At 56.7% G+C, this 19,050-nt stretch carries 26 protein-coding genes; all 26 read left to right on the forward strand.

The window, feature by feature from the left end; genetic code table 11:
* Positions 1–183: 183 nt before the first annotated feature.
* The 26 genes from ETC00_RS16555 to ETC00_RS16680 all read left to right on the forward strand — a co-directional run bounded on the left by ETC00_RS16555 (position 184) and on the right by ETC00_RS16680 (position 18,886).
* Entirely contained in the window at positions 184–342 is a 159-nt protein-coding gene (locus ETC00_RS16555) for a hypothetical protein (RefSeq protein WP_171567232.1), read from the forward strand.
* Between the two features lie 122 nt (positions 343–464).
* Positions 465–1,193, forward strand: coding sequence for an RcpC/CpaB family pilus assembly protein (locus tag ETC00_RS16560; protein ID WP_171567233.1), 729 nt, complete (start codon positions 465–467; stop codon positions 1,191–1,193).
* Positions 1,190–2,593: a CpaE/TadZ family protein gene (locus ETC00_RS16565; RefSeq protein WP_171567234.1), complete on the forward strand. Its 1,404-nt coding sequence runs from the start codon at positions 1,190–1,192 to the stop codon at positions 2,591–2,593. The genes ETC00_RS16560 and ETC00_RS16565 overlap by 4 nt, the downstream gene beginning before the upstream one ends.
* A gap of 13 nt (positions 2,594–2,606) precedes the next feature.
* Positions 2,607–4,091 (forward strand): TadA family conjugal transfer-associated ATPase, encoded by a 1,485-nt coding sequence (locus ETC00_RS16570; protein WP_171567235.1) that lies wholly within the window; start codon positions 2,607–2,609, stop codon positions 4,089–4,091.
* 12 nt (positions 4,092–4,103) lie between these two features.
* Positions 4,104–5,003 carry a type II secretion system F family protein gene (locus ETC00_RS16575; RefSeq protein WP_171567236.1) on the forward strand — a complete coding sequence of 300 codons (900 nt, stop codon included), beginning with the start codon at positions 4,104–4,106 and terminating at the stop codon, positions 5,001–5,003.
* Between the two features lie 4 nt (positions 5,004–5,007).
* On the forward strand, positions 5,008–5,916 hold the full coding sequence (locus tag ETC00_RS16580; RefSeq protein WP_171567237.1) for a type II secretion system F family protein: 909 nt from the start codon (positions 5,008–5,010) through the stop codon (positions 5,914–5,916).
* Between the two features lie 65 nt (positions 5,917–5,981).
* Complete coding sequence (locus ETC00_RS16585) at positions 5,982–6,158, forward strand: pilus assembly protein (RefSeq protein WP_171567238.1); 177 nt, start codon at positions 5,982–5,984, stop codon at positions 6,156–6,158.
* Positions 6,155–6,634: a prepilin peptidase gene (locus ETC00_RS16590; protein WP_171567239.1), complete on the forward strand. Its 480-nt coding sequence runs from the start codon at positions 6,155–6,157 to the stop codon at positions 6,632–6,634. Before ETC00_RS16585 ends, ETC00_RS16590 begins: the two co-directional genes overlap by 4 nt.
* 4 nt (positions 6,635–6,638) lie before the next feature.
* A complete protein-coding gene (locus ETC00_RS16595) occupies positions 6,639–7,058 on the forward strand; it encodes a TadE/TadG family type IV pilus assembly protein (RefSeq protein WP_171567240.1) in 420 nt (139 codons plus the stop codon).
* A complete protein-coding gene (locus ETC00_RS16600; protein WP_171567258.1) occupies positions 7,058–7,564 on the forward strand; it encodes a hypothetical protein in 507 nt (168 codons plus the stop codon). Before ETC00_RS16595 ends, ETC00_RS16600 begins: the two co-directional genes overlap by 1 nt.
* Positions 7,565–7,656: 92 nt before the next feature.
* On the forward strand, positions 7,657–8,274 hold the full coding sequence (locus tag ETC00_RS16605) for a DUF4046 domain-containing protein (protein WP_171567241.1): 618 nt from the start codon (positions 7,657–7,659) through the stop codon (positions 8,272–8,274).
* Positions 8,275–8,380: 106 nt separating this feature from the next.
* A complete protein-coding gene (locus tag ETC00_RS16610; protein ID WP_171567242.1) occupies positions 8,381–8,659 on the forward strand; it encodes a hypothetical protein in 279 nt (92 codons plus the stop codon).
* 146 nt (positions 8,660–8,805) lie between these two features.
* A complete protein-coding gene (locus tag ETC00_RS16615; RefSeq protein WP_171567243.1) occupies positions 8,806–9,564 on the forward strand; it encodes a hypothetical protein in 759 nt (252 codons plus the stop codon).
* Between the two features lie 3 nt (positions 9,565–9,567).
* The gene (locus tag ETC00_RS16620) at positions 9,568–10,440 is read left to right on the forward strand and encodes a CpaE/TadZ family protein (RefSeq protein ID WP_171567244.1); all 873 of its coding nucleotides are present in this window, start codon (positions 9,568–9,570) and stop codon (positions 10,438–10,440) included.
* Positions 10,437–11,225 (forward strand): SAF domain-containing protein, encoded by a 789-nt coding sequence (locus ETC00_RS16625; RefSeq protein ID WP_171567245.1) that lies wholly within the window; start codon positions 10,437–10,439, stop codon positions 11,223–11,225. Before ETC00_RS16620 ends, ETC00_RS16625 begins: the two co-directional genes overlap by 4 nt.
* A complete protein-coding gene (locus ETC00_RS16630; protein WP_171567246.1) occupies positions 11,222–12,343 on the forward strand; it encodes a CpaE/TadZ family protein in 1,122 nt (373 codons plus the stop codon). Before ETC00_RS16625 ends, ETC00_RS16630 begins: the two co-directional genes overlap by 4 nt.
* Positions 12,340–13,689 carry an ATPase, T2SS/T4P/T4SS family gene (locus ETC00_RS16635; RefSeq protein WP_171567247.1) on the forward strand — a complete coding sequence of 450 codons (1,350 nt, stop codon included), beginning with the start codon at positions 12,340–12,342 and terminating at the stop codon, positions 13,687–13,689. Before ETC00_RS16630 ends, ETC00_RS16635 begins: the two co-directional genes overlap by 4 nt.
* Positions 13,686–14,585, forward strand: a complete 900-nt coding sequence (locus tag ETC00_RS16640) for a hypothetical protein (protein ID WP_171567248.1) — start codon at positions 13,686–13,688, stop codon at positions 14,583–14,585. The genes ETC00_RS16635 and ETC00_RS16640 overlap by 4 nt, the downstream gene beginning before the upstream one ends.
* Positions 14,585–15,424 (forward strand): hypothetical protein, encoded by an 840-nt coding sequence (locus ETC00_RS16645; RefSeq protein ID WP_171567249.1) that lies wholly within the window; start codon positions 14,585–14,587, stop codon positions 15,422–15,424. The genes ETC00_RS16640 and ETC00_RS16645 overlap by 1 nt, the downstream gene beginning before the upstream one ends.
* Positions 15,425–15,439: 15 nt before the next feature.
* Complete coding sequence (locus ETC00_RS16650; RefSeq protein ID WP_171567250.1) at positions 15,440–15,586, forward strand: hypothetical protein; 147 nt, start codon at positions 15,440–15,442, stop codon at positions 15,584–15,586.
* 74 nt (positions 15,587–15,660) lie between these two features.
* Complete coding sequence (locus ETC00_RS16655) at positions 15,661–15,861, forward strand: hypothetical protein (protein ID WP_171567251.1); 201 nt, start codon at positions 15,661–15,663, stop codon at positions 15,859–15,861.
* Between the two features lie 163 nt (positions 15,862–16,024).
* Complete coding sequence (locus tag ETC00_RS16660) at positions 16,025–16,432, forward strand: hypothetical protein (RefSeq protein ID WP_171567252.1); 408 nt, start codon at positions 16,025–16,027, stop codon at positions 16,430–16,432.
* A 1-nt stretch (position 16,433) separates the two neighbouring features.
* Positions 16,434–16,586: a hypothetical protein gene (locus ETC00_RS16665; protein ID WP_171567253.1), complete on the forward strand. Its 153-nt coding sequence runs from the start codon at positions 16,434–16,436 to the stop codon at positions 16,584–16,586.
* Positions 16,586–17,002: a hypothetical protein gene (locus ETC00_RS16670; RefSeq protein ID WP_171567254.1), complete on the forward strand. Its 417-nt coding sequence runs from the start codon at positions 16,586–16,588 to the stop codon at positions 17,000–17,002. The genes ETC00_RS16665 and ETC00_RS16670 overlap by 1 nt, the downstream gene beginning before the upstream one ends.
* A 121-nt stretch (positions 17,003–17,123) precedes the next feature.
* Positions 17,124–17,687 carry a hypothetical protein gene (locus tag ETC00_RS16675; protein ID WP_171567259.1) on the forward strand — a complete coding sequence of 188 codons (564 nt, stop codon included), beginning with the start codon at positions 17,124–17,126 and terminating at the stop codon, positions 17,685–17,687.
* Positions 17,688–17,941: 254 nt separating this feature from the next.
* Positions 17,942–18,886 carry a sigma-70 family RNA polymerase sigma factor gene (locus ETC00_RS16680; protein ID WP_171567255.1) on the forward strand — a complete coding sequence of 315 codons (945 nt, stop codon included), beginning with the start codon at positions 17,942–17,944 and terminating at the stop codon, positions 18,884–18,886.
* Positions 18,887–19,050: the final 164 nt, after the last annotated feature.

Below are 19,050 nucleotides of genomic sequence, written 5' to 3' on the forward strand. Positions count from 1 at the left end.
ATCGAGAGGGAGCGAAAGCCGATTGGCGTCACTTCCTTGTTCTTCTTCGGTATGTTACTTGCCTACGTATACAGACTGTTCTAGCCGCAGCGAGATTTGATTGTTTACGAAAGGACAATTGCAGAGCGGAGCAGTGAGAAGGACTGCAGGGTTGGCGGAACACGTAATCGGGAGGGGAATTTCGTGGGAGAGTGGACCCCTCCGGCGGTTGCCGTTTTGCTTGTGCTGTTACTCCTGGGTATTGTTGCTGCAGCTATAAAAAATCTGTTTACAGATTTTGCAGGGGTTGAAATTGAAGAGGTAATCGAGAAGATGAACGAAAAACCGGCACCAACCGGATAATGAAATCGGTCAGTCCCAGACGTTTTGTCCCCCGTCTGTGCCGCTCCACACCTGGAGCGGCTTTTTTTGTCCCGTTATCCCTTTGTACGCTGATGGCAGCATACAGGAGAGGAGGTTGCGGGATGTCGATACATCCGCTGCGGCTGGTGGCGATCCTGCTGTTGGCGGCCTGCGTGGCGGCCGGTGCGTATCACGTGCTGAAGCCGCACACGATCGCCTACGTCAAACTGCGGCAGGGAGTGGTCAAAGAAAGCGGACAGCGGTTGGAAGCGTCCGACCTGGAGCGGGCGGAGCTTTCGCTTGGCGGCCTGTTTCGCATGCAGTCGTCTCCGGTGCCGGGGCTGATCGCGTGGGAGGAGGCGCCGCGCTTCGTCGGCCTGCCCCTGGCCCGCCGGGTAGAGGGAGGCCGGCCGCTGTTGGCCGAGGATGTGGAACGGCCGGGTGCAGCAGGGCAGGAGCAGGCACTGGGTGCATCCATGACCGGCATCAGCATCCCCGTCGACAACGTATCGGGTGTGACTCCCTACGTCGCTGTCGGGGAGCGGGTACACGTGTATGCATCGTTTGAAGACGACGCCGGCGCCCACACGGGGCTGCTTTTGAAAAACATGCCGATCATCGGCGTCCAGCGGGAGATGGAGGGGGATCATCCCCGGCTGAAGGCGGTGACCCTGTCGCTCAGGATGGACGAGGCCGTTCTGCTTACCCATGCGCTACACTACGGCAAAATCCGCCTGGGCCAGGCGTCACCGGCAGACGGGCAAACAGCAGGTATTGGTGACGCGGCGTTTGCCGCCGCCTTGATCAAGACCAAAAAACGATGGATCGACGGAGAGGAGGAACGTTCGTGAGAAAACGACTGCTGATCGTGGATGACGATCCCGCCGTGGGCAGCGCGCTTGGGGAGCAGTTGGCTGGCAGCCAGTGGCTGGAGCCGTGCGGCCAGGCGGAAAATGTGGAAACCGCCTGGCGGATGCTGCGTGACGTCCGGCCAGATCTGGTGCTGCTGGGCGGGATCAGGGAGGCCGAACGAGGCGTGCTGTGCCAGCAATTTCGGCTGGCGTTTCCCCATTTGGCGTATATCGCCGCATGCGAGCCCCGGGAGCTGGCGTGGGAACCGTTTTTTCGCAACCTGGGCATATGGGTAATCGCCAAGCCGATCCAGCCCGGACAGTTGGAGGCGCTGGCGATGCAGCACGCTTCCCTGCAGGTGCTGCCGATGGGAGGAGTGCAAGCGGGAGGAGCCCCAGCGTTTGCCGCAGAGAGTGGATCTGCGCCCGGTCTTCATGTCGTCGCCGAGGCGAAACCGGTCCAGCCTTACCGGGAAAGCCGCTCGTCGAGCAAGCACCTGATTACCGTCTACGGCCCCAAGGGAGGGGTAGGTAAGACCTTTCTGTCGCGGGAGCTGGCGGTCTATTTTTCCCTGCAAAAGCGGGACGGGCGGCCGCTCAGGGTGCTGGCAGTCGACTTTAACCTGGATTTGGGCACGTTTGCCACGTCGCTCAATCTGCCGCGTTCGCCCAACCTGTTCACCTGGGTGCAGGACATCGATGCCCGGCTGCAGGAACTGGTTCGCCGTCACGGCAAAGATCCGCTGGACGTACGCCCCGAGGAGTGGCAGGAGTATGTCGCGGCCGTGAAGATGCAGCCCGAAGAGGTGGACAAGTACGTCGTTACCTATGAGGAAACGGGCCTTCACGTGCTCACGTCGCCGCGGGACATCCGGTACAGTTTTGAGATTCGCGACTACCACCTGTACCTGATGCTGGAAACGCTCAAACACAGCGCGTACGACGTGATCCTGATCGACACGGCACCCGATACGACGGACGCGACGATCCAGGCGTTGTTTTTTGCCGATCGCGTGGTGATGGTCGGAAATCCCATCGTAGATTCCATTGAAAATATTCAACGGATGTTAAAACTGCTGCGGGAGGCGGAATATCCGGAGGAGCGGATTCAATTGTGCATGAACCGGATGCAGAAGCGGGAGATGTTTACACTGGACGAGATTCGGGCGTATTTTCACCTGCATCCGAGCCAAAAGATCCACCCGATCCCGGATGACGCGGAAGTGAAAAAGTCGATCAACACCGGGACGCCCATGGTGCTTCATCCCGGCAGAAGCGCGGCAAAAGAGGCGATCGAAGCGCTCGGCAGCATCCTGCTGCCGCTGGATTCAGCCAAAAACGACAGCGTCAAGGGAAAAGCGAAAGAGCGGCCCGCCTTGTTGAAATGGCTGTGGCGGTAAGGAGGGAAACGTGATGAATTTTGACCGAAAAACGCTGCTGGGGATTCAAACGGCAGGACGAGAGCGGTTTGACCTGCGATCCCATGTGCGGGAAACGGCGCGCGCGCCGCAAACGCTAAACGAGCGGATGCACATGCAGCAGCCGGTCGGCGACAAGCGGATACCGGCGGAGACAGAGGCGGCCGTCCGGACGCAAATTGTGGAGAAACACGGAAAGCGGCTGTGGGAGGAAAAGCATCAGCCGGCGTATCTGGAGGAACTGTCCCGCGATATCCGCCTGCTGCTGGAGACCAGCACGTCGCTTGCCTCCGCGCATTTGGAAGTCGAGGTGGAGCGGCTGCTGCGCTCGCTGATTGGCTGGGGCCCCTTGGACCCGTTGCTGGAGGACCCGGACATCACGGAAATCCTGTTTCACCGCTACGACCGCCTGGTGGTGGAGCGCAAGAGCACGGGAAGGTTGGAAGTGCCGGATGTTCCCGTGTTCCGGGACGAGGAGGAGATGCTCCGCCTGCTGGAGCAGATCGCCGCCTCGATGGGTCGGGAGTTTAACGAAACCAGGGCGGAATTAAATACCCAGCTTCCAGACGGCTCACGCATCTCGGCAGCCCACCGCTCCATTTCGCCGGACGGCCACATGCTGACGATCCGCAAACACCGCGATTTGCTGACAGAGGCGGACTATTTGGCCTACGGTTCGATCTGCGAGCCGATGCTTCGCTTTTTGCAGTGGGCGGTCGGCTTGTCCCGTGCATCCGGGCTGGTCAGTGGCGGGACGGGGTCGGGCAAGACCCATCTGCTCAATCTGATCTCGCAATACGTGCCGCACCACTTGAGCATCATCACGATCGAGGACGTGCTGGAACTGAAACTGCAGCATCCGTTCGTCCGCCGCTTTCTGGCCAAACCGCCCAACCATGAGGGAAAAGGCGGGTTTTCCATCCGGGATTGTGTCCGTCTTTCGCTGCGCAAACGGCCGGACGTGATTATCGTCGGCGAGGTGCGTGGAGGGGAGATCGTCGACATGCTGTGGGCGATGAATACCGACCACCCGGGCAGCTGGAGCACGGCCCACGCCAATTCGCCGCGTGCGCTGGTTGACTCGACCCTGCCCATCCTGTTCGGCAAAGCGGATGAGACGTACAGTTCGTTGGAGCGCAACTTGATGATCGGTTCGGCGCTCGACCTGATTGTGCAGGTCAAGCGGTTCGAGGAGGACGGCAGCCGCAAAGTGGTGGCGATCACCGAAGTGGTGGGAACCGGTCAGTCGCACGAGGAGCTGATCCGGCGGGCCTGCAACGTTCGGCAGGTCATCGCCGAACGCGTATATTTGCAGGACATCTATGTGTACGAACCGACAGGGATACGGGACGGCAAAGTGGTGGGACAGTTCAGATGGACCGGCTACAAGCCGGAGAAACTGGTGCGGCGCTGGCTGGAAAAGGGATTGCGGCCGGAAGAGGCGGAACAAGTCTTTTTTCCGACGCCCATCCCAATGTAGGAGGGACAAATCATGGTCGATATCGGGATGGTGATTGCCGCCGGGGCAGGCACGGGAATCGTCCTGCTGCTGCTTCCCCGCCGTTTCTGGCAGGGGGGATCGGCAGGCAGGCACGCAATCGTCGAACAGCTTCAAAAGGAGCGAAAGAGCGTGTGGGACCGGTTGGATGAGCGGCTGCAGCGATCGGGTTCAGGAATGGAGGTCCATCAGTACGTGGCGCTGGTCTGCCTGTTCGGACTGGCTGCATACGGAGTGAGCGGGCAGATTTTGCGTTCCTGGTGGCTGGCGCTGCCCGCCCTGCCTGCCGGCATTCTGTTTGCGGAGCGGCTGGTCAGCGTATTGGGAGCGAGGCGCAAAGACCGGTTTGAAGAGGATAACGTAAAGGCGATTCGCCTGATGGCCAGCTCGCTTCGCACCTCTCCGTCCTACCTGCACGCATTTGAAGAAGTGGCGGCCAGTCCGTACGTGAACAAGACCGTCACGGACGAATACCGCCGGGTGGTGGAGCTGCTGCGGGCGCAGGTGCCGCTGGAACAGGTGATGGCTGCCTTTTACCGGCGGACGGGCTCGCCAGATGTCCGTTACTTGTCGACCATCGTGCAGATTCAGCGGGAAATGGGCGGAGACATGGCCAGAACGCTTGATCTGGCGGCGGCCACCATCCTCAGGCGCCGCCAATCGCTGCGCAGGCAGAGGGCGGCGACGGCGCAGATCGTGGCACAGGTCAACGTGCTGAGCGTCATGCCGTTTGTCTTTGTCACCGCCTTGTACGTAAATAATCCGCACCATTTTGATCCGCTGACGGCAACGATTCAAGGACGCCTGTCCATTCTGGGCGCGCTGCTCTCCATTCTGATTGGCGGGGAAGTGATTCGCCACCTCGCCCGCAAAGGCATTCACAAAGGAGGATGACCATGTGTTGTTGATCAGCGCGCTGGCCGGGGTGGCCGTGCTCTTGTTTGGGCTGCCGGCCTGCCTGGAAAAGACGGCTGCGGATGAGGGAGATTTGTTTGGGCGGCTGGAGCGGGAGCGGCAGGCCCATTTGGCGGAATCGTTTCGCCGTCGGCGGTCCTCCTGGACGATCGTACGCCTGTTGGAGCGGCGCGAGCGGTGGCTGGATTGTTTATGCCGATGGACGGGCGTGGACCGAAAGAAAACGGCGGACATGCTCTACCGGCTGCGCTCCCCAATCACGGTGACGGAAGTGGCCCTGGCCAAGGCAGTGGGCGGTGCCGTCTTGCTGGGAGCGGCCTTGCAGCTGGCTGCCCGGCTGTACAGCGGGCGGGAGTGGAGTATGCTGGCTGCCTGGCCGATGCTGGGGGCCGTCCTGGCGTTTTTGCTGCCCACCCTGCTCCTGGAATGGGCGGACAAGCGGGCGAAGGCGGAAATGGCGGAACAGGTGCCGGTCTTTTTCAGCATTGTGCAGGCGCTTGTCGAGGCGGGCATGCCGATACAGGCAGCGGTCAAACAGGCGGCCCGCCGCTTTGACGGGAGGCTGGGACGCGAACTTGCCAGGCTGGAAGTGGAAGAGAAGCGCTGCGGCAGTTGGCGCAAGGCCCTGGAGGAACTGGCCTTTCGCTGGGAGGTGGATACGCTGACGGCCATCGCCTTGGAGATCAACGAGGCGATCAGCAAAGGCGTCAGCGTGGCTCCCATGCTGGCCGTCCTGGTGGAGGAGCAGGTCCGCCAGCAGGAAGATGCGGTTTCCGCCCACATGAATCGGCTGAGCGTCCGGCTGCTGCCGTTTGTAATCGTGATGATGGGCGTCCCTTTGCTGTACCTGGTCATGGGGCCAGCATTCATGGGCATTGGCGCGCGGCTGTAATTTTTTTTTGCGGTGCCCGCTGTCTTTTGTCAGAGTGATAATACACACCGCAAAGGAGGGATTGTATGTCGCTCGTTCGCGAATACGTGCGCAGATTCGCCCGGGAGGAGGATGGCGTCACGATTGTGGAGATGGTCATTATCATCGCCGTCATCCTGATTCTGATCATTCCCACGCTGGCTACCCTGGGGGAAGCGGAGGACGCCAAGTTGAAGGAACTGGAGGAAAAGCTCAGCAAATGAAAGAGGCGGTCTTGTTCGCCCTGCTGGCGGCCGCTGCGTGGTCTGACTGGCGCTGCCGCAAGGTGCCGAACAGGTTGACCATGCCCGCAATGGCCGCTGGTCTGCTTTATCAGTGGCAGAGCGGAGCGGGATGGCTGGCGTTGGGCGGATTGCTGGGGGCGTTTTTGCTGACGGTCGGGCCGGTCGCGGTGCGAGGCATGGGGATGGGCGACCAGAAGCTGCTGATGGCAGTCGGCGCCTGGACCAGTTGGGCGGAGGTGTATCCGCTGTTTTTGCACTCGCTGCTGCTGTGCCTGGCAGTAGTCTGCTGCCGTCCGAAGACGTGGCGGCGGCTGCGCTTCAATCTGCACGGACTGGCGGCGGGCTGGATCGCGCATCGGCAGTTGTGGCTGCCTGGTCGTGCAGAATCCGCCCTTGTTTTTCCCTATGCGGTTTTCCTGCTGGCCGCTTATTTGCTGCAGCCGGCCTGGAGGTAAGCAGATGAAAAAACGTTGGAGCCGTTTCGTATGGGACGAGCGTGGCAGCCAGCTCTTGGAGTTTGTACTGGTATTTCCGCTCGTCTGGATACTGTTTGTATTTACGTTTGACCAGTTTACCATTCTCTACAACCGGCAAAAAGCGCTGGAGGCCGCCTATGAGGCCGGGCGGATCGCCGCCGTGCAGCCCAATTACGGATTGGCGCAGTACCACGCCAGGGAACGGGGCGAGGCGGAGCTGGAGCAGGGCATTGGCATGACGTGGGGGGAGGTGCGGCTGTCGCTTACGGGCGGGACGTGGAAAAAAGGAAATCACGTCGAGGCGAAGGCGACGATCGCATTTCGCCTGCTGGCATCCGGCACGCCGCAGGAAGTGACGGAAAGCTACCACGTAATGATCGAAAACGCGGAGGAAGGAAGTTGATGCGCTTGCGCGGGATAAGCGAGCGATTGGTTGATGAGCGCGGGTCCATCACGTTGACCGCGCTCTTTTTTCTCCTCTGTCTGGGCGGACTGGTATCGCTGCTGCTACTCACAGGCCAGGCGGGATTGTTGAGCATGCAGGCGCAGCAGACGGCTGACATCGTGTCCAAAGGGGCGCGGGCTGCAGGAAAGTGGGTGTACATCGACGATGAGGGCAGCAAGCGGACGTATCTGTTTGCCACGACGAGGGAAGCGAGGCGGAACAAGGCCGACATCGTTCGCGGCGCGAGGGAGGAGGCGGAGATTCTGTGGCGCCTGAACAGTCCGGCCATCAAACGGCGGGCGGATGAAGCAGTGATCATTCATCAAAAGGGAGAGCAAAAACATTTGTACCGGCAGGGCATTTATCACGTACGCGTGGAGGTTTTCAGCCAACTTCCCCTCCTGTGGCAGGAGGTCGAAGCCGGGATGGACAGAACGTCCCAGTCGGGCATCTATGATTTTTGAACCAGATAAGCGCGGGTGAACTGTTATTTTTGTCCTATTTCTGCATGGTAACGTAACAATATATTCCAGAAATGGGACAGGAGTGAGGAGCAGTGCCGTCAAGAATTGTCGAACGGTACAAGCGTATTCTCAACGGAGAACAGAAGCGCTTTTCGCCGTACGAATTTGAAGATGCACAATACCGCAAGCAAAAAGTGCAGCTTGTCTTGCGGTACGCGATCGAACAGGTAAAAAAATGGACACCGGAGCAGGCGCGGAAGGAGATGAGCATCAAGGACGTCAAGGAACTGAAACTGCATCTGGTCCGCGAGTACATTGAGCCGCCGATCGAGGCGAAGCCGCAGGACGTCTACTACATGGTCGAATACGCGTATCCGTACCTTCCGCGAATGACGGAAAAACAAAAGGTGCTGTGGGTGTACCGGGAAGTGCTGGCGGGCGTCCGCCGCCACTTTCCACCGCTGTACTTTCAGAGTGTCAAGGGGGAGGAACGGGCCAAAATCTGCTTTGACTACATGTGCCGCGAACTGATGAAGCTGCAGGACCTGCGGCAGCTTCCCCGCATCTTCGGAAAGACGGAGCAGGCATACAGCCTGCTGAGAAAGTACAAGCTGAAAATCCTGGTCGATACCCTGTATTTCTCCCCTTTCGACATGATCACCGACATGTATCCCGAACTGGCCGATCCTGAATTGTGGAACGAACCGTAAAATTTATTTGCGTCCATGCGCTGTCTTTTCATACGGTAAAGGTAGTTTCATAGGCTTATAAGCACATGAAACGGCCGTATGTTGGTGAGAAAAGGAGGCGTTGCGCATGGCAACAGTAGAAGCTCACCACAAATGCTCCGCAAACGTGGAGCTGTTTTTGGGCAGGCGAGTCCGCTACCAAAAGCACAAACCCGGCAGGCATCTGTCGCTGGACCGCATGCCGCAGGGTTTCTTCCAGATCGAGTCTGTGCACCGATTTGGAAGCAGAGTTGTACTCAATGACGGGGCAGTGACGATGGAGAGTGCTCCAACCGTCATGGAGCGCGGGGGAAGAATCGCTCTTCTGCTCGCGACGGGAGAGGAACTCTACTTTTACGTGGAGTAGACCTCTCGGGATTCGCCTTGCACGGGTGCGTGCGAGGCGGATCATCCCCCATTTTTCCGATATGGAAAAATAATTTGACGAAGCGCGAGAGATGTAGCAAAATGTCTATAAATGTATAAATTTGTAAATATTGGGGGTAATTTGAAGTGATTGTGAATAGCGCAATCGAATTGGTCGAACGCTGCTACGAACAAACGAATTGCCTGATTTCACTGGAAGAGTTGAAAGAAGTGTTCATCGCGTACGTGTTCGGCAGTTACCAGGAAGAGTTCGTTGCCCGCTACGGACTGGATCGCTTTTACGAACACCTAGACCAGCTCCGGTTAACCACATGCCGCAAAGACTTTGACCAGGCGGTGGAAGACTGGTATCTGCTCCAGTACGGCAGCCGATCAGATGAGGCCAACTACCACGACATTTTGTTCTCGCTCGTCAAGGAGGCGATTGTGCAATACAAGTCGGAAAATCGCAGCGCACTGATTCGGGACGTGACCAAACTGTTGACGACACCCACGGGATTTATCAAGCGCTGGCAGATGGGACAGGCCCGCGAACGGACGCTGCCCGCCTACTTCAAATACCTGATGAAGCTCGGGATTCGCACGTACGATGACATCGAATCATTGGTGGACATGTGGCTGGTGGAGTATCCCAATGCGTTTGACAAGAAGCAGCAGCAGCTTTTTGCCAACCCTCCGCGAAAAGGCAGGCCAAACAACGTGGAACTGGCCCTGCTGCAGGACATGGTCAGCCAGGTAAAGCAGGAGCTCACCCCGCAGGAGCGCGAACGGCTCCGAAAAATCTACTACTATCACCGCAAGTCGCTGACCATGAAGGAAATGGTGGAAAAATTTAAAAAGTACCTGCTGACGAAAGAGAATCAGAAGGGTTCGCAGGCGGGGTAAGCGATGTTTCAGCAGGTAAACCGCTTCGTCACCCAGTTCCGCGAACTGGAGAAGAGGGAATACGCCCGATCCCGGGAAGAAGAGCGATTGTGGCAGTCATTAAAGGACAAACTGTCAGCCTCTTTGACGGAAGAACAACCTGCAGCGGTGCGCCGCTGTATCGCCGTAACCGGGTTGTACGCCCAGGCCGGCGCCAGTTTCCTGGCGGCCAACGCGTCGTTTTTGCTGGCCGGCAGCGGAGTTTCCGTCACGCTGTGCGAACTGCCCGGTACCGCTTCCTATTATTACTTCGCGCTCGACTGCGAACGCAGAGCGCATCATCGCTTCAAGAACTCATCCGCATCCGTGCTCCTCATGCAATCCAATCACTTGCGCATCTTGGTGGATACCCCTTTGTCGAATGAATCATCAACTCCGACCGACACGGCGGACTGGCTGCTGAGAATGACCAAAGAGAGCGCCACGGTCGTCATCGATTTGTCTTCGCGCTGGAAAGAAGAACAGGCCGTCCGGGTAATGGATCTGGCTGACGAAATCTGGGTCGTGTTCGATTCCGACCTGGCCAGGTTTACCCGATTGTTTCTGACAGAAGAAACGCCCTCGTGGTGGGAGAAACACGGCGAAAAAATCAGGCTGATCGCAAACAAATGGAACGAATATCTGAGCCGCTCCGCCATCATGAAAAAGGTGGAAGGAACCATCTCGCTCTGGAACAGCGAACGTTTTGCTCCAGGCATTGACGCGGTCATTCCCCTGATCGACAGCGAGAAAACGGCGGCTGCCCAAGCAAAAGCCAGCCTCTTGCTGGAGCTGTACACGGAGGAGGAACATCGGTTCCTACCGCTGCTACACTCGGAAAAGGGAAGGATGTTATGAAAAAGCAGACGCTGCTGCTCATCAGTTTGCTCTCGTTTCTCTTGGCCGGTTCCTGCTTTTACGCGGCGACCCGGTATATCGACGCGCTGGCCATTGAACGGCTGTTTGCGCCGGTGGTAAAGGTGGCCGAAGGAAAACAGATCGACCCCTTTGAACCGATCACGCGAGAGGACGTGGTGCTGGTTCAGGAAGAAGTGGACGAGATTTTGCCCGGGTCTTTTCAATCGCTGGAGAGCGTATTGGGAAAACGCAGTTCCCAGACGATCTACGCCGGGGAACAAGTGCTGAAACAGAAGCTGACCGATACGCAACTGCTGCCGGAAAAGGGGGAGGCTCGCTACGAATTTCCGCTGACGTCTATCGAACCCATCACCGAGCTGCGAAAAGGGGACCGCGTCAAGATTTGGGTAAAGTACAAGCCGCCGACGGAGCTGGAGCATTTGCCCGAACCGACGCATTTTCGCAAGACGAACGCGACGGCCGACCTGCTGTTTGAAAGCCGGTTGGCAACGGTGAAGGACAGCAACGGTACGGAGATATACACGCTGAAGCCAAGCATGCTTCCAGGCCCCGATCACATGGATGCTGTGTTTAACGGCTCCCGGGAAAAACCGCTCTTGAACGGGGAAAAGCGTTACCGCGACTACCGTGCGCAGCCGACCGCCTTGACGGCTTATATCGGCTTCAACCTTTCCGATCAGCAGTATGTCGCATTGAGCGAAGCCATGATGTACGGGACCATTCAGATTGGTCAAATTTCCGATGCGGAGGATCGGACCCCATGAGAACCCTTGTATGTTTTCCGATGAAATCACTGGTCAAAACCTACCTGCCGACGGAATGCGAGTCGCTGGTTGCAGAGTCGGCCGAAGAGTATTTTCGCCTCGCCAAACTGTACCGACCGGAAGCAGCGGTGCTGTTTTCCGAAATGTTTGACGAACCGGTCTGGGAGTGGCTGCCGCGTGTGCAGGAGGTTCTCCCGGAGGGTGTGCCCGTTATCATCGTGCCTTTGTACAAGGATGAATCCCTGATCGCAACAGTCATGGAGAAAATCGATCCAGCCGGATTGTACATCCTTCCGGCCACTCTCAACCAGGAGGAGATCCGGGAAAAAATCGCGCTGATACTGGGCGTTACGCAGCAAAACGAGGAACTGCCCGCCGCAAAGGGCGACGGCATTGTCTACACTTTGATGAGCTACGGTTCCTCAGGCATCACCACGTTTTGCATCAATTATCCGATTCTGCTGGCAAAGCGCAATCCCGACAAGCGCATCGTCGTTCTTGACATGAACGCGCAAAAGCCGGATTTGACCCGTTTTTTCAAGCTGCAGCAGCATCATCTGGCGTTGTTTCGGCCAGACCTGCTGGAAATGCGCACAGCGCTGGTCCGCAAGTGGGAGCGAGGCTGCAAACAGATCAGCCACTTGCCCAACCTCTACTATGCCAGCGCCACATGCAACTGGAAAAGCGGAGAGATCTCCAATTTGCTCACGGCCCTGCGCCAGCAGTTCGATTACATCTACATCGACTGGGGATACTGCTTTCCGGAGACGGAGGCCTTGCACCGGTTGATTTACGAGTCCGACCGCAATCTGTTTTTTGTGCGGGCTGATCCGTTTGGCATCGAGAACGCAAAGGCGTGGATTCATGCCTGGGCAGAGCGGGGGGTGAAGTATCAGGTGATGCTCAGTCATCTGGACAAGGGGCAGACGTACCGCATCGGTGAAGGAATCTCCGTATATGGAGTGGTGCCGCGCATTTCCAATGCCCGGCTGATTCAATCGCACCGCAGTCACAGCGTGCTGGTGGAAGAAATCTTTCCGCCCAAGCCGTACGTCACCAGCCTGCAGGCGATGGTGGATGCGGTACATGCGGACGAAGGAGCTGTGGTTTGCCGATGAAAACCGCTATCCGACAATGGAACGCATCGCAGCTCAAGGATGTGGAAGACCTCAAGCAAGCAGCCCGCGACTACCTGAACCACTTTGGCACCACTCCCGAGGAGAAGATGGAGATGCAGCGGATATTGACCCTCGCGGAGATGGGCGACCGGAACAGCCACAACCATGTCATCCTGCGTTTGCAGCATTACTTTGAAGAAGTGCTGAAGCGGCCGGTAACCGAGGAAATTCTGCCGCATGTCAACGGATACGAAGGGCTGTTGTTTGCCACGTACGGGTGGGGAATTCTGGATGCCGTCCTGCATTTGTCGCCATGGGTGGAGGAGGTACGGGTGTCAGCAGGTCGACCGGTGGCGTACATCGAGCAGGGGCAAAAAAAGAGCCTGCCGTACACACCCACTTGGACGGAGGTGGAGACGCTTCAGCAAAAGCTGACCAATGCCGCCGGCCTGACCTTTCACGAAAAAAAGCCGCGCTTGAGCGGGTATCTCGATTCGTTGAAAGCCAGGCTGACCATGTTCACCTTTCCCTATTCCCGGGTGCCGACCATCATTGTGCGCCGCTTTACCACGCCTTCGTTTTCGCTGGACCAATTGCGAATGCAGCCGCTGCCCACGTTTGACGAAAGGGTGCAGCTTTTGCTGGAGCAGCAGGTGTACGGCAGAAGCAACGTCCTGGTGATCGGACCGATGGCAGCAGGCAAGACAACGCTGATGCTCTGCATGTTAAAACTGAAAGACCCTCAAACCGAGTACGTCACGCTTTTTGAAAGTGAACATGAAATGAGATTTGGTGATGTTTGGCCGGGCGAGGTGATCGAACTGCAAAATGTGGAAGAGATCGGCATCGAATTGGAAAGCTGCTTCAAGGACATGTACCGGACCACCGCCAACACGATTCTGATCGGGGAGATACGGGAGCCGATCGAAGCGTATCACTTTGTCAACGCCGGCGTGCGGGGAACAGACGCTACGATCGCCGCCATGCATGAACGATTTCCACACAAGGCACTGCAAGACTTGACCGACCTCGTTTATCAATATGGCGGACGGAGCATTGAACTGACCCAGGAGAGGATCAGTCGGGCAGTCAATTTCGTCAATTCACTGACCTATCGGAATAATGGACACCGCTATATCGACGCCATACATGTCAGCGAATGGAACGACGTGATGAACCGGGTTGAGTCCGTGCCGCTTGTCTTTCGCAACAGGCAGACAGGTGCTTATGAATGGACCGGGAAGAAGCTGGACGAACATTTGGTGGAATACATGTGCCACGTGGGCAGGGCTGATCTGGCTGTCTTAAAGGAGTTACGTCTCATCGATATGGGAAGGATGCTATGAAACACCTGCTGTTTATTCCCATGTCTGTCTGCCTGTTTGCCGGGTTCTGGCTGCTCGGGCTTCATTTGTACCGTACCTGGTCCGCTCCCAACGTCTTCTTTCCCAAGACGGTGGCCGTGTGGCGAGAGAGGATGCTGCGCCACAAAACAAACCGCATCATATACGAGAGGTACGAAAAATGGTGCGGGATCGCTGGCGGTACGCCGGAAGCCCATATTCTGCTGTCGCTGATTGGGGGAGCTGCAGGGTTTGTTTCCGGCATCCTGCTTGGCAATATCGTCGTATCCCTGTCCCTGTTTGTGCTCTTGGTATTGCTGCCGACTCTGCTGCTGTACGCCCGCTATACGGTGCGCATCAACAAGAAAATTGGCGCGTTTTGCCGCTTTGTCGACCTGTTTGCACGTTATTACAGCAGCCGGAAAAACATTATCCTGACGTTTCGAGATATGGTGGAAGAATGTCCGAAAGAGCTGCTGCCCGATTTGCTGCTGCTCAACAACCATCTGTCGGACGGAGGAAATCCCGTCCGGGCGGTGGAGATCTTCGCCGAGCGGATTAATCACCCGTGGGCCCACGATTTTGCCATGTATGCGGCCAGCGGTCTCGAAGGCGAGACGGAGGACATTCAGAGCGCACTGAATCGATTGACCAACGAAATGTTTATTCAACAAGACGAAAAAGAGGAAAGGAACTCTGAGATTTACGCGATCTGGGTCAGCTTGATTCTGGTCATCCTGATCTGCATCTGTCTGATTCCTTACAACCAGAGCCTGCTGAAAGATTCATACCGCCTGTATTTCTTTACCGCTGACGGACAGGCCATACTGTCGCTCGCGGTAACGGTCTGGGCTCTTTCCATTTTATTAGCGTTCATCTGGGGACGGAGGTATCGCTGATGCGCTTGTTGCTCATGTATGTCTGCCTGACGCTGGGGTCCCTGTTCGTGTTTGTGGCCGTGTTTGCCATCGGCAAGCAGGTGGCGTCGATGCGCCGCCCCAGGCTGTTTGTCACCGGGCAGTGGCGCCGCTTGTGGGAAAAGGCGGTCAACGCCGAGGAAGACGGCGCGTGGGAAAAACTGCTGGCGCGAGCAGGCCGGCCGTTTGGTTGGGGAAAACCGGAGTGGGTGTTCCTGCAGCTTGCCAGCGGGAGTGCCGTTTGTGTGCTGATTCTGTTGTGGGGGATGCTGAGCGCAGGCGAGTCTTTTCCGCTGCTTTCCCTGATTGTGGCGTCTGCGATCAGTTTTATGCTGCCGTACGTCGGCTTAAAGATGTGGGCGGGGTACCGCGAGGAAGTACTCAGCACCGATATCGCCCGCTTCGTCAACCGATACGTAAATCTGCTGGAAAACCAGGTGCCCATATACAATGCGATGGTCAAGGCAGCACGGCCTACGCGCAAGCTGAAGGAGTACCTGCCAACGTTGTCAGAGTGGAACAAGGACCGCGAGGAAGCGCTGGAGACGTTTAAGCGCAGGCTTGGTGTGGACGACGCGGTCATGCTCGTGTCCAGCATGAGGACGGTCGAGCACCTAAGCGAGGGGCAGATGGCTGTCACCATGCAGCGGTTGGAGTGGGCGGTCGATCATCGACGCATGTATCGTCACCGCAAGCAGATCAAATCGCTGGGGATTGGCTACAGCGTGATCGTTTACCCGGCTTTCTACATCGGATTGTTGGTAGCCATGTTTCCCTGGTACAAGTTGCTTACTGAGATTCTCGACAAATACTTGACGTAAGGTAGGGGCAGCAACATGACTAAGCTCTTTTCCATTCTCATCTGCATTGTATTGACACTGGGCATTATCGTATCCAGTCTGTCAAAGGTAAACGGCTCGATTGTACATGAGGGCGGTTTGCGCGACAGGGCGGTTCATTGGATAGACCAGGCCATCCCTTAGGACAAACCGGTTCCCCCGCTCATGTTTTCGGCAGTTTGTCAACCTGATCAAATCATGTAAGGAGAGTGTTTCGTATGTCCAAAATGTTTTTTATCTTCCTGGCGTGTGTCATGGTGCTTGGCATCGGCGTCAGTTCCTACGGAAACGAGCTCAGCCCATCAGCCAACCAATCGGCGGAACGCATCAACAATTCGGTCCGCTCGCTCAAATACGACACCAGAAGCGAACGGGTGCAGTTCGAAATGCAGGACGGCACTCCGTACTCCAGCAACTGATGCTCAATCTGCAGGCGTTTCTCATCATCCTGGTCATGGTTGGCAGTCTATGCGCGTTTATATGGGGGAGCGATCCCTCAAAACAGTTGTATCAAACCCAACAGGAAAGGGTGTACAGGTCAGCGACGTTCAGCTTTCATTGAACGATCGCTGACCGGCTTAGATGGTCAAGACAAAGGTATTTCTCATCTGCCTGTCTGTCATGATTGTGCTGTTTTCCGCCGTTGCGGCCAGCCACATGTACACCATGGAACGAGCGATCGCACGCAGCATTTTCGCTGATGTGCTGGATGACATGCAGGATATCGGCTATCTCGATCCGGCCCTTGCCGATTACTACCGGCAAAAGATGGCGGAGCTGGGCTGGGACGTGACGGGAGACGTGTTTGCGGGGAGCTGGCCTCAAACGGAGCAGCAGCGGGCCTTGAAGGAGCGAAACGAAATGGTCACGCTTACCCTCACCGTCCGGCCGTCCCGTGTCGCCCAATGGCTGAATCAGTTTGCGGAAGGCAATGCCGCGTTCTTGTTTACGGGCAGTCGTCCCTCCGAATACTTTGATCCGGGGTGGTAGTGTGAACAAACTCATTGCTGTGCTTGCCTTGATGGTGATCGTCCTGCCTATAACTGTTCACCTGCTGTTGAGCGGCCCCGACAACCTCCTTTCGGTCTGCACGCGGTTTTTCGGGGAACTGTTGGAAAACGTGACGCGGTTTGGGACGGGCTAATGGGACAGGTTGTGGCCGTTCTTCTCAATGTGATGGTGCTTCTTTTGGTCCCGCTGGGTATCCTGCAGGTTCATACCGTGGTGCAGACGCATAACGAATTGCTGGAGGTGAGCGCTGCCGCCGCCAAATACGTCAGCAATCACGGGGGCGGCAGCGATGCAGAAGTATTGGCTGACGTCCGTTCCTTTGTCTCGCGGGAACTGTCGGAAAAATCGTTTTTCCTGCATGACTCAGAGCTGTCCGTCAGCATCGTCAGAACGCGGGCGGCCGATCCAGTATTGTGGAGTCACGAAGATGAATTTTTACTGCAGGTGGAAATCCCCTATCCGCGCCTGACTCAACTGCTTCCTGTAGGCAGCGAAACGATGCGGGTGGAGCGGTACGGGACGATCAACATCATGGATTACGATTTATAAACCAGGTTGCGAATAAAGCTGTTTGCCCAATCGAATGGCGGTGCCCATGGGAAATAGCTGCCCGAACGGTTTGAAAAGGGAGGGGAGGCTTACGGGCATCAATGTACTGTCCATTTCGGCTCTGCTGTTATTTCTGCTGGTGGGGTTGTTTGTCGTCGACGCCGACATTGCCATGCAGAAAAAGATGGAAGTGAAAACCTTGCTGGAACTGGCCAACCATCACGCTACCTTTGCAGTCGAGCCAGTGTTGAAGACAGAGGGCGTCATTGATCTGGTCGAGGAAGAGGCGCTGCTCCGCTTTGACCAGCGCATGCGGGAGAATGGCGGCTATCGCCGGGAAGGCAGCAGCTACCTTCCGGCCGCCGACAGCGTCACTACCGATCCGCTGCGGTTTGTGCGCCATTACGTCGACTTTCGTTCCTGGCGTAAGGATCTGCAGCTCCGGCTGCGGTACGACGGAGCTGCTCTGCACCTGGAGCAGGCAATAACCGGCGCAGAGCGTCCGTCTGGCGGTCATCTGCAGATTGTGGTGGTGACCCAGCGCGGGGAGGAACTCCGGCTTGCTCCGAAGACAATGGTAGGCCCCTCTCATGTGGTCGTTGCGTACGTGGACGAGCGTCCGTTTCTGCCGTTACTGCCCGCTCACGCCTTTCCCGTCGTCAGCGTCGAGGAGCTAAAGCGGTAATGCCGGCTCGAGATATCGCGAATTTTCGACGTTTTTCTCCAAGCATCCCGTCGTTTCGGGATGCTTTTTGTGTAAAGCAAAATACCTAAAAATGTCAGCGCTTCCATCAACTATTTGCTAATACTAACATTAATATTCTGTAAACAGGGAGGAATTGCCCAGGCTTTGTCGAAATACGCATACAATAACGCATCCGAGAACAACTGGCTTGTACCTCAACGTGAATATCCATTCCAGAGAAGTGAGGGTTGCATATGACTGTGAGTACCTCCACTTTCCAGTCTACTCCCCGTCGCTGGCGGGAAGTCGAAAAGCAGTTGGGTATTACCGTGCCCCGCTCGTTGCGGTCCGACACGTCAACCCTGCTGTTTCTGGAAAGCGTCGCTGCAACACCCATGTTGGACAAAGAGGAAGAGCTGGACTGCCTGGTTCGCTATCAGCGTGACGGGGATTTGAGCGCCCGGGAGACGCTGGTGCGGGCCTATTTGCGCTATGTGGTCAGCACAGCCCTGCGCCATTTACAAAAGGGCATGCCGTTTATGGACTTGATCCAGGAAGGAACTATCGGCCTGTTTACTGCCATTGACAAGTTTGATGTGAACCGAGGTGTCCGTCTCTACCATTATTCCCACTGGTGGATTTCACAGGCGATCACCCGCGCGATTAACGATAAAGGTGCGCTCATCCGCATTCCCGTCCACATGCATGAGCAGATTCGGCACTATCAAAAGCAGGTGACTCACCTGGCCCACCTGCTGAACCGCACGCCGGATCGGCAGGAGATTGCCGACTGGTTGGACATTCCCGTAGAAAAAGTAGAAGCAATTGAGTATGCGCTGATGCTCAAAATGGAATCGATTGATGCTGAACTGGACGACGAACCCAACTCATTTGAACATGATGACGAATGCCTGAGCTATGCGGAGATCGTAGATGACGGAGAAGCGTCGTTGGAAGACTGGATTGAGAAGATCGATCTGCGCGTTCAAATGCGAGCCGCGCTGGAACGTCTTAGCCCGCGCGCCCAGGAGATTATCGCCATGCGCTACGGCCTGTACGACGACCATGTTTACACGCTGGAGGAAGTGGGCAGGATGTTTGGCCTCACTCGCGAGCGCATCCGTCAGATCGAGGCGACCACCATTGATCGGCTGCGCAAGCAAAAGTGTTCCCGCGTGCTCAAAGAATACCTGACGTGACAACACTTCATAATAAAGAATACGCATCCCCCTCCGTTGGTCAAGACCCCATTTTGTAGACACTTAAAAAACCCCCGGCCGTTAGGCCGCATGCTGACGCCTGTACTCGACTGGCGTCAGCTTATTTAATTTGATTTGCAAACGCTCCTCATTGTAAAAACGAA

The organism is Brevibacillus sp. MCWH (assembly GCF_013096935.1).
Taxonomy (GTDB): Bacteria; Bacillota; Bacilli; order Brevibacillales; family Brevibacillaceae; genus Brevibacillus; species Brevibacillus aydinogluensis.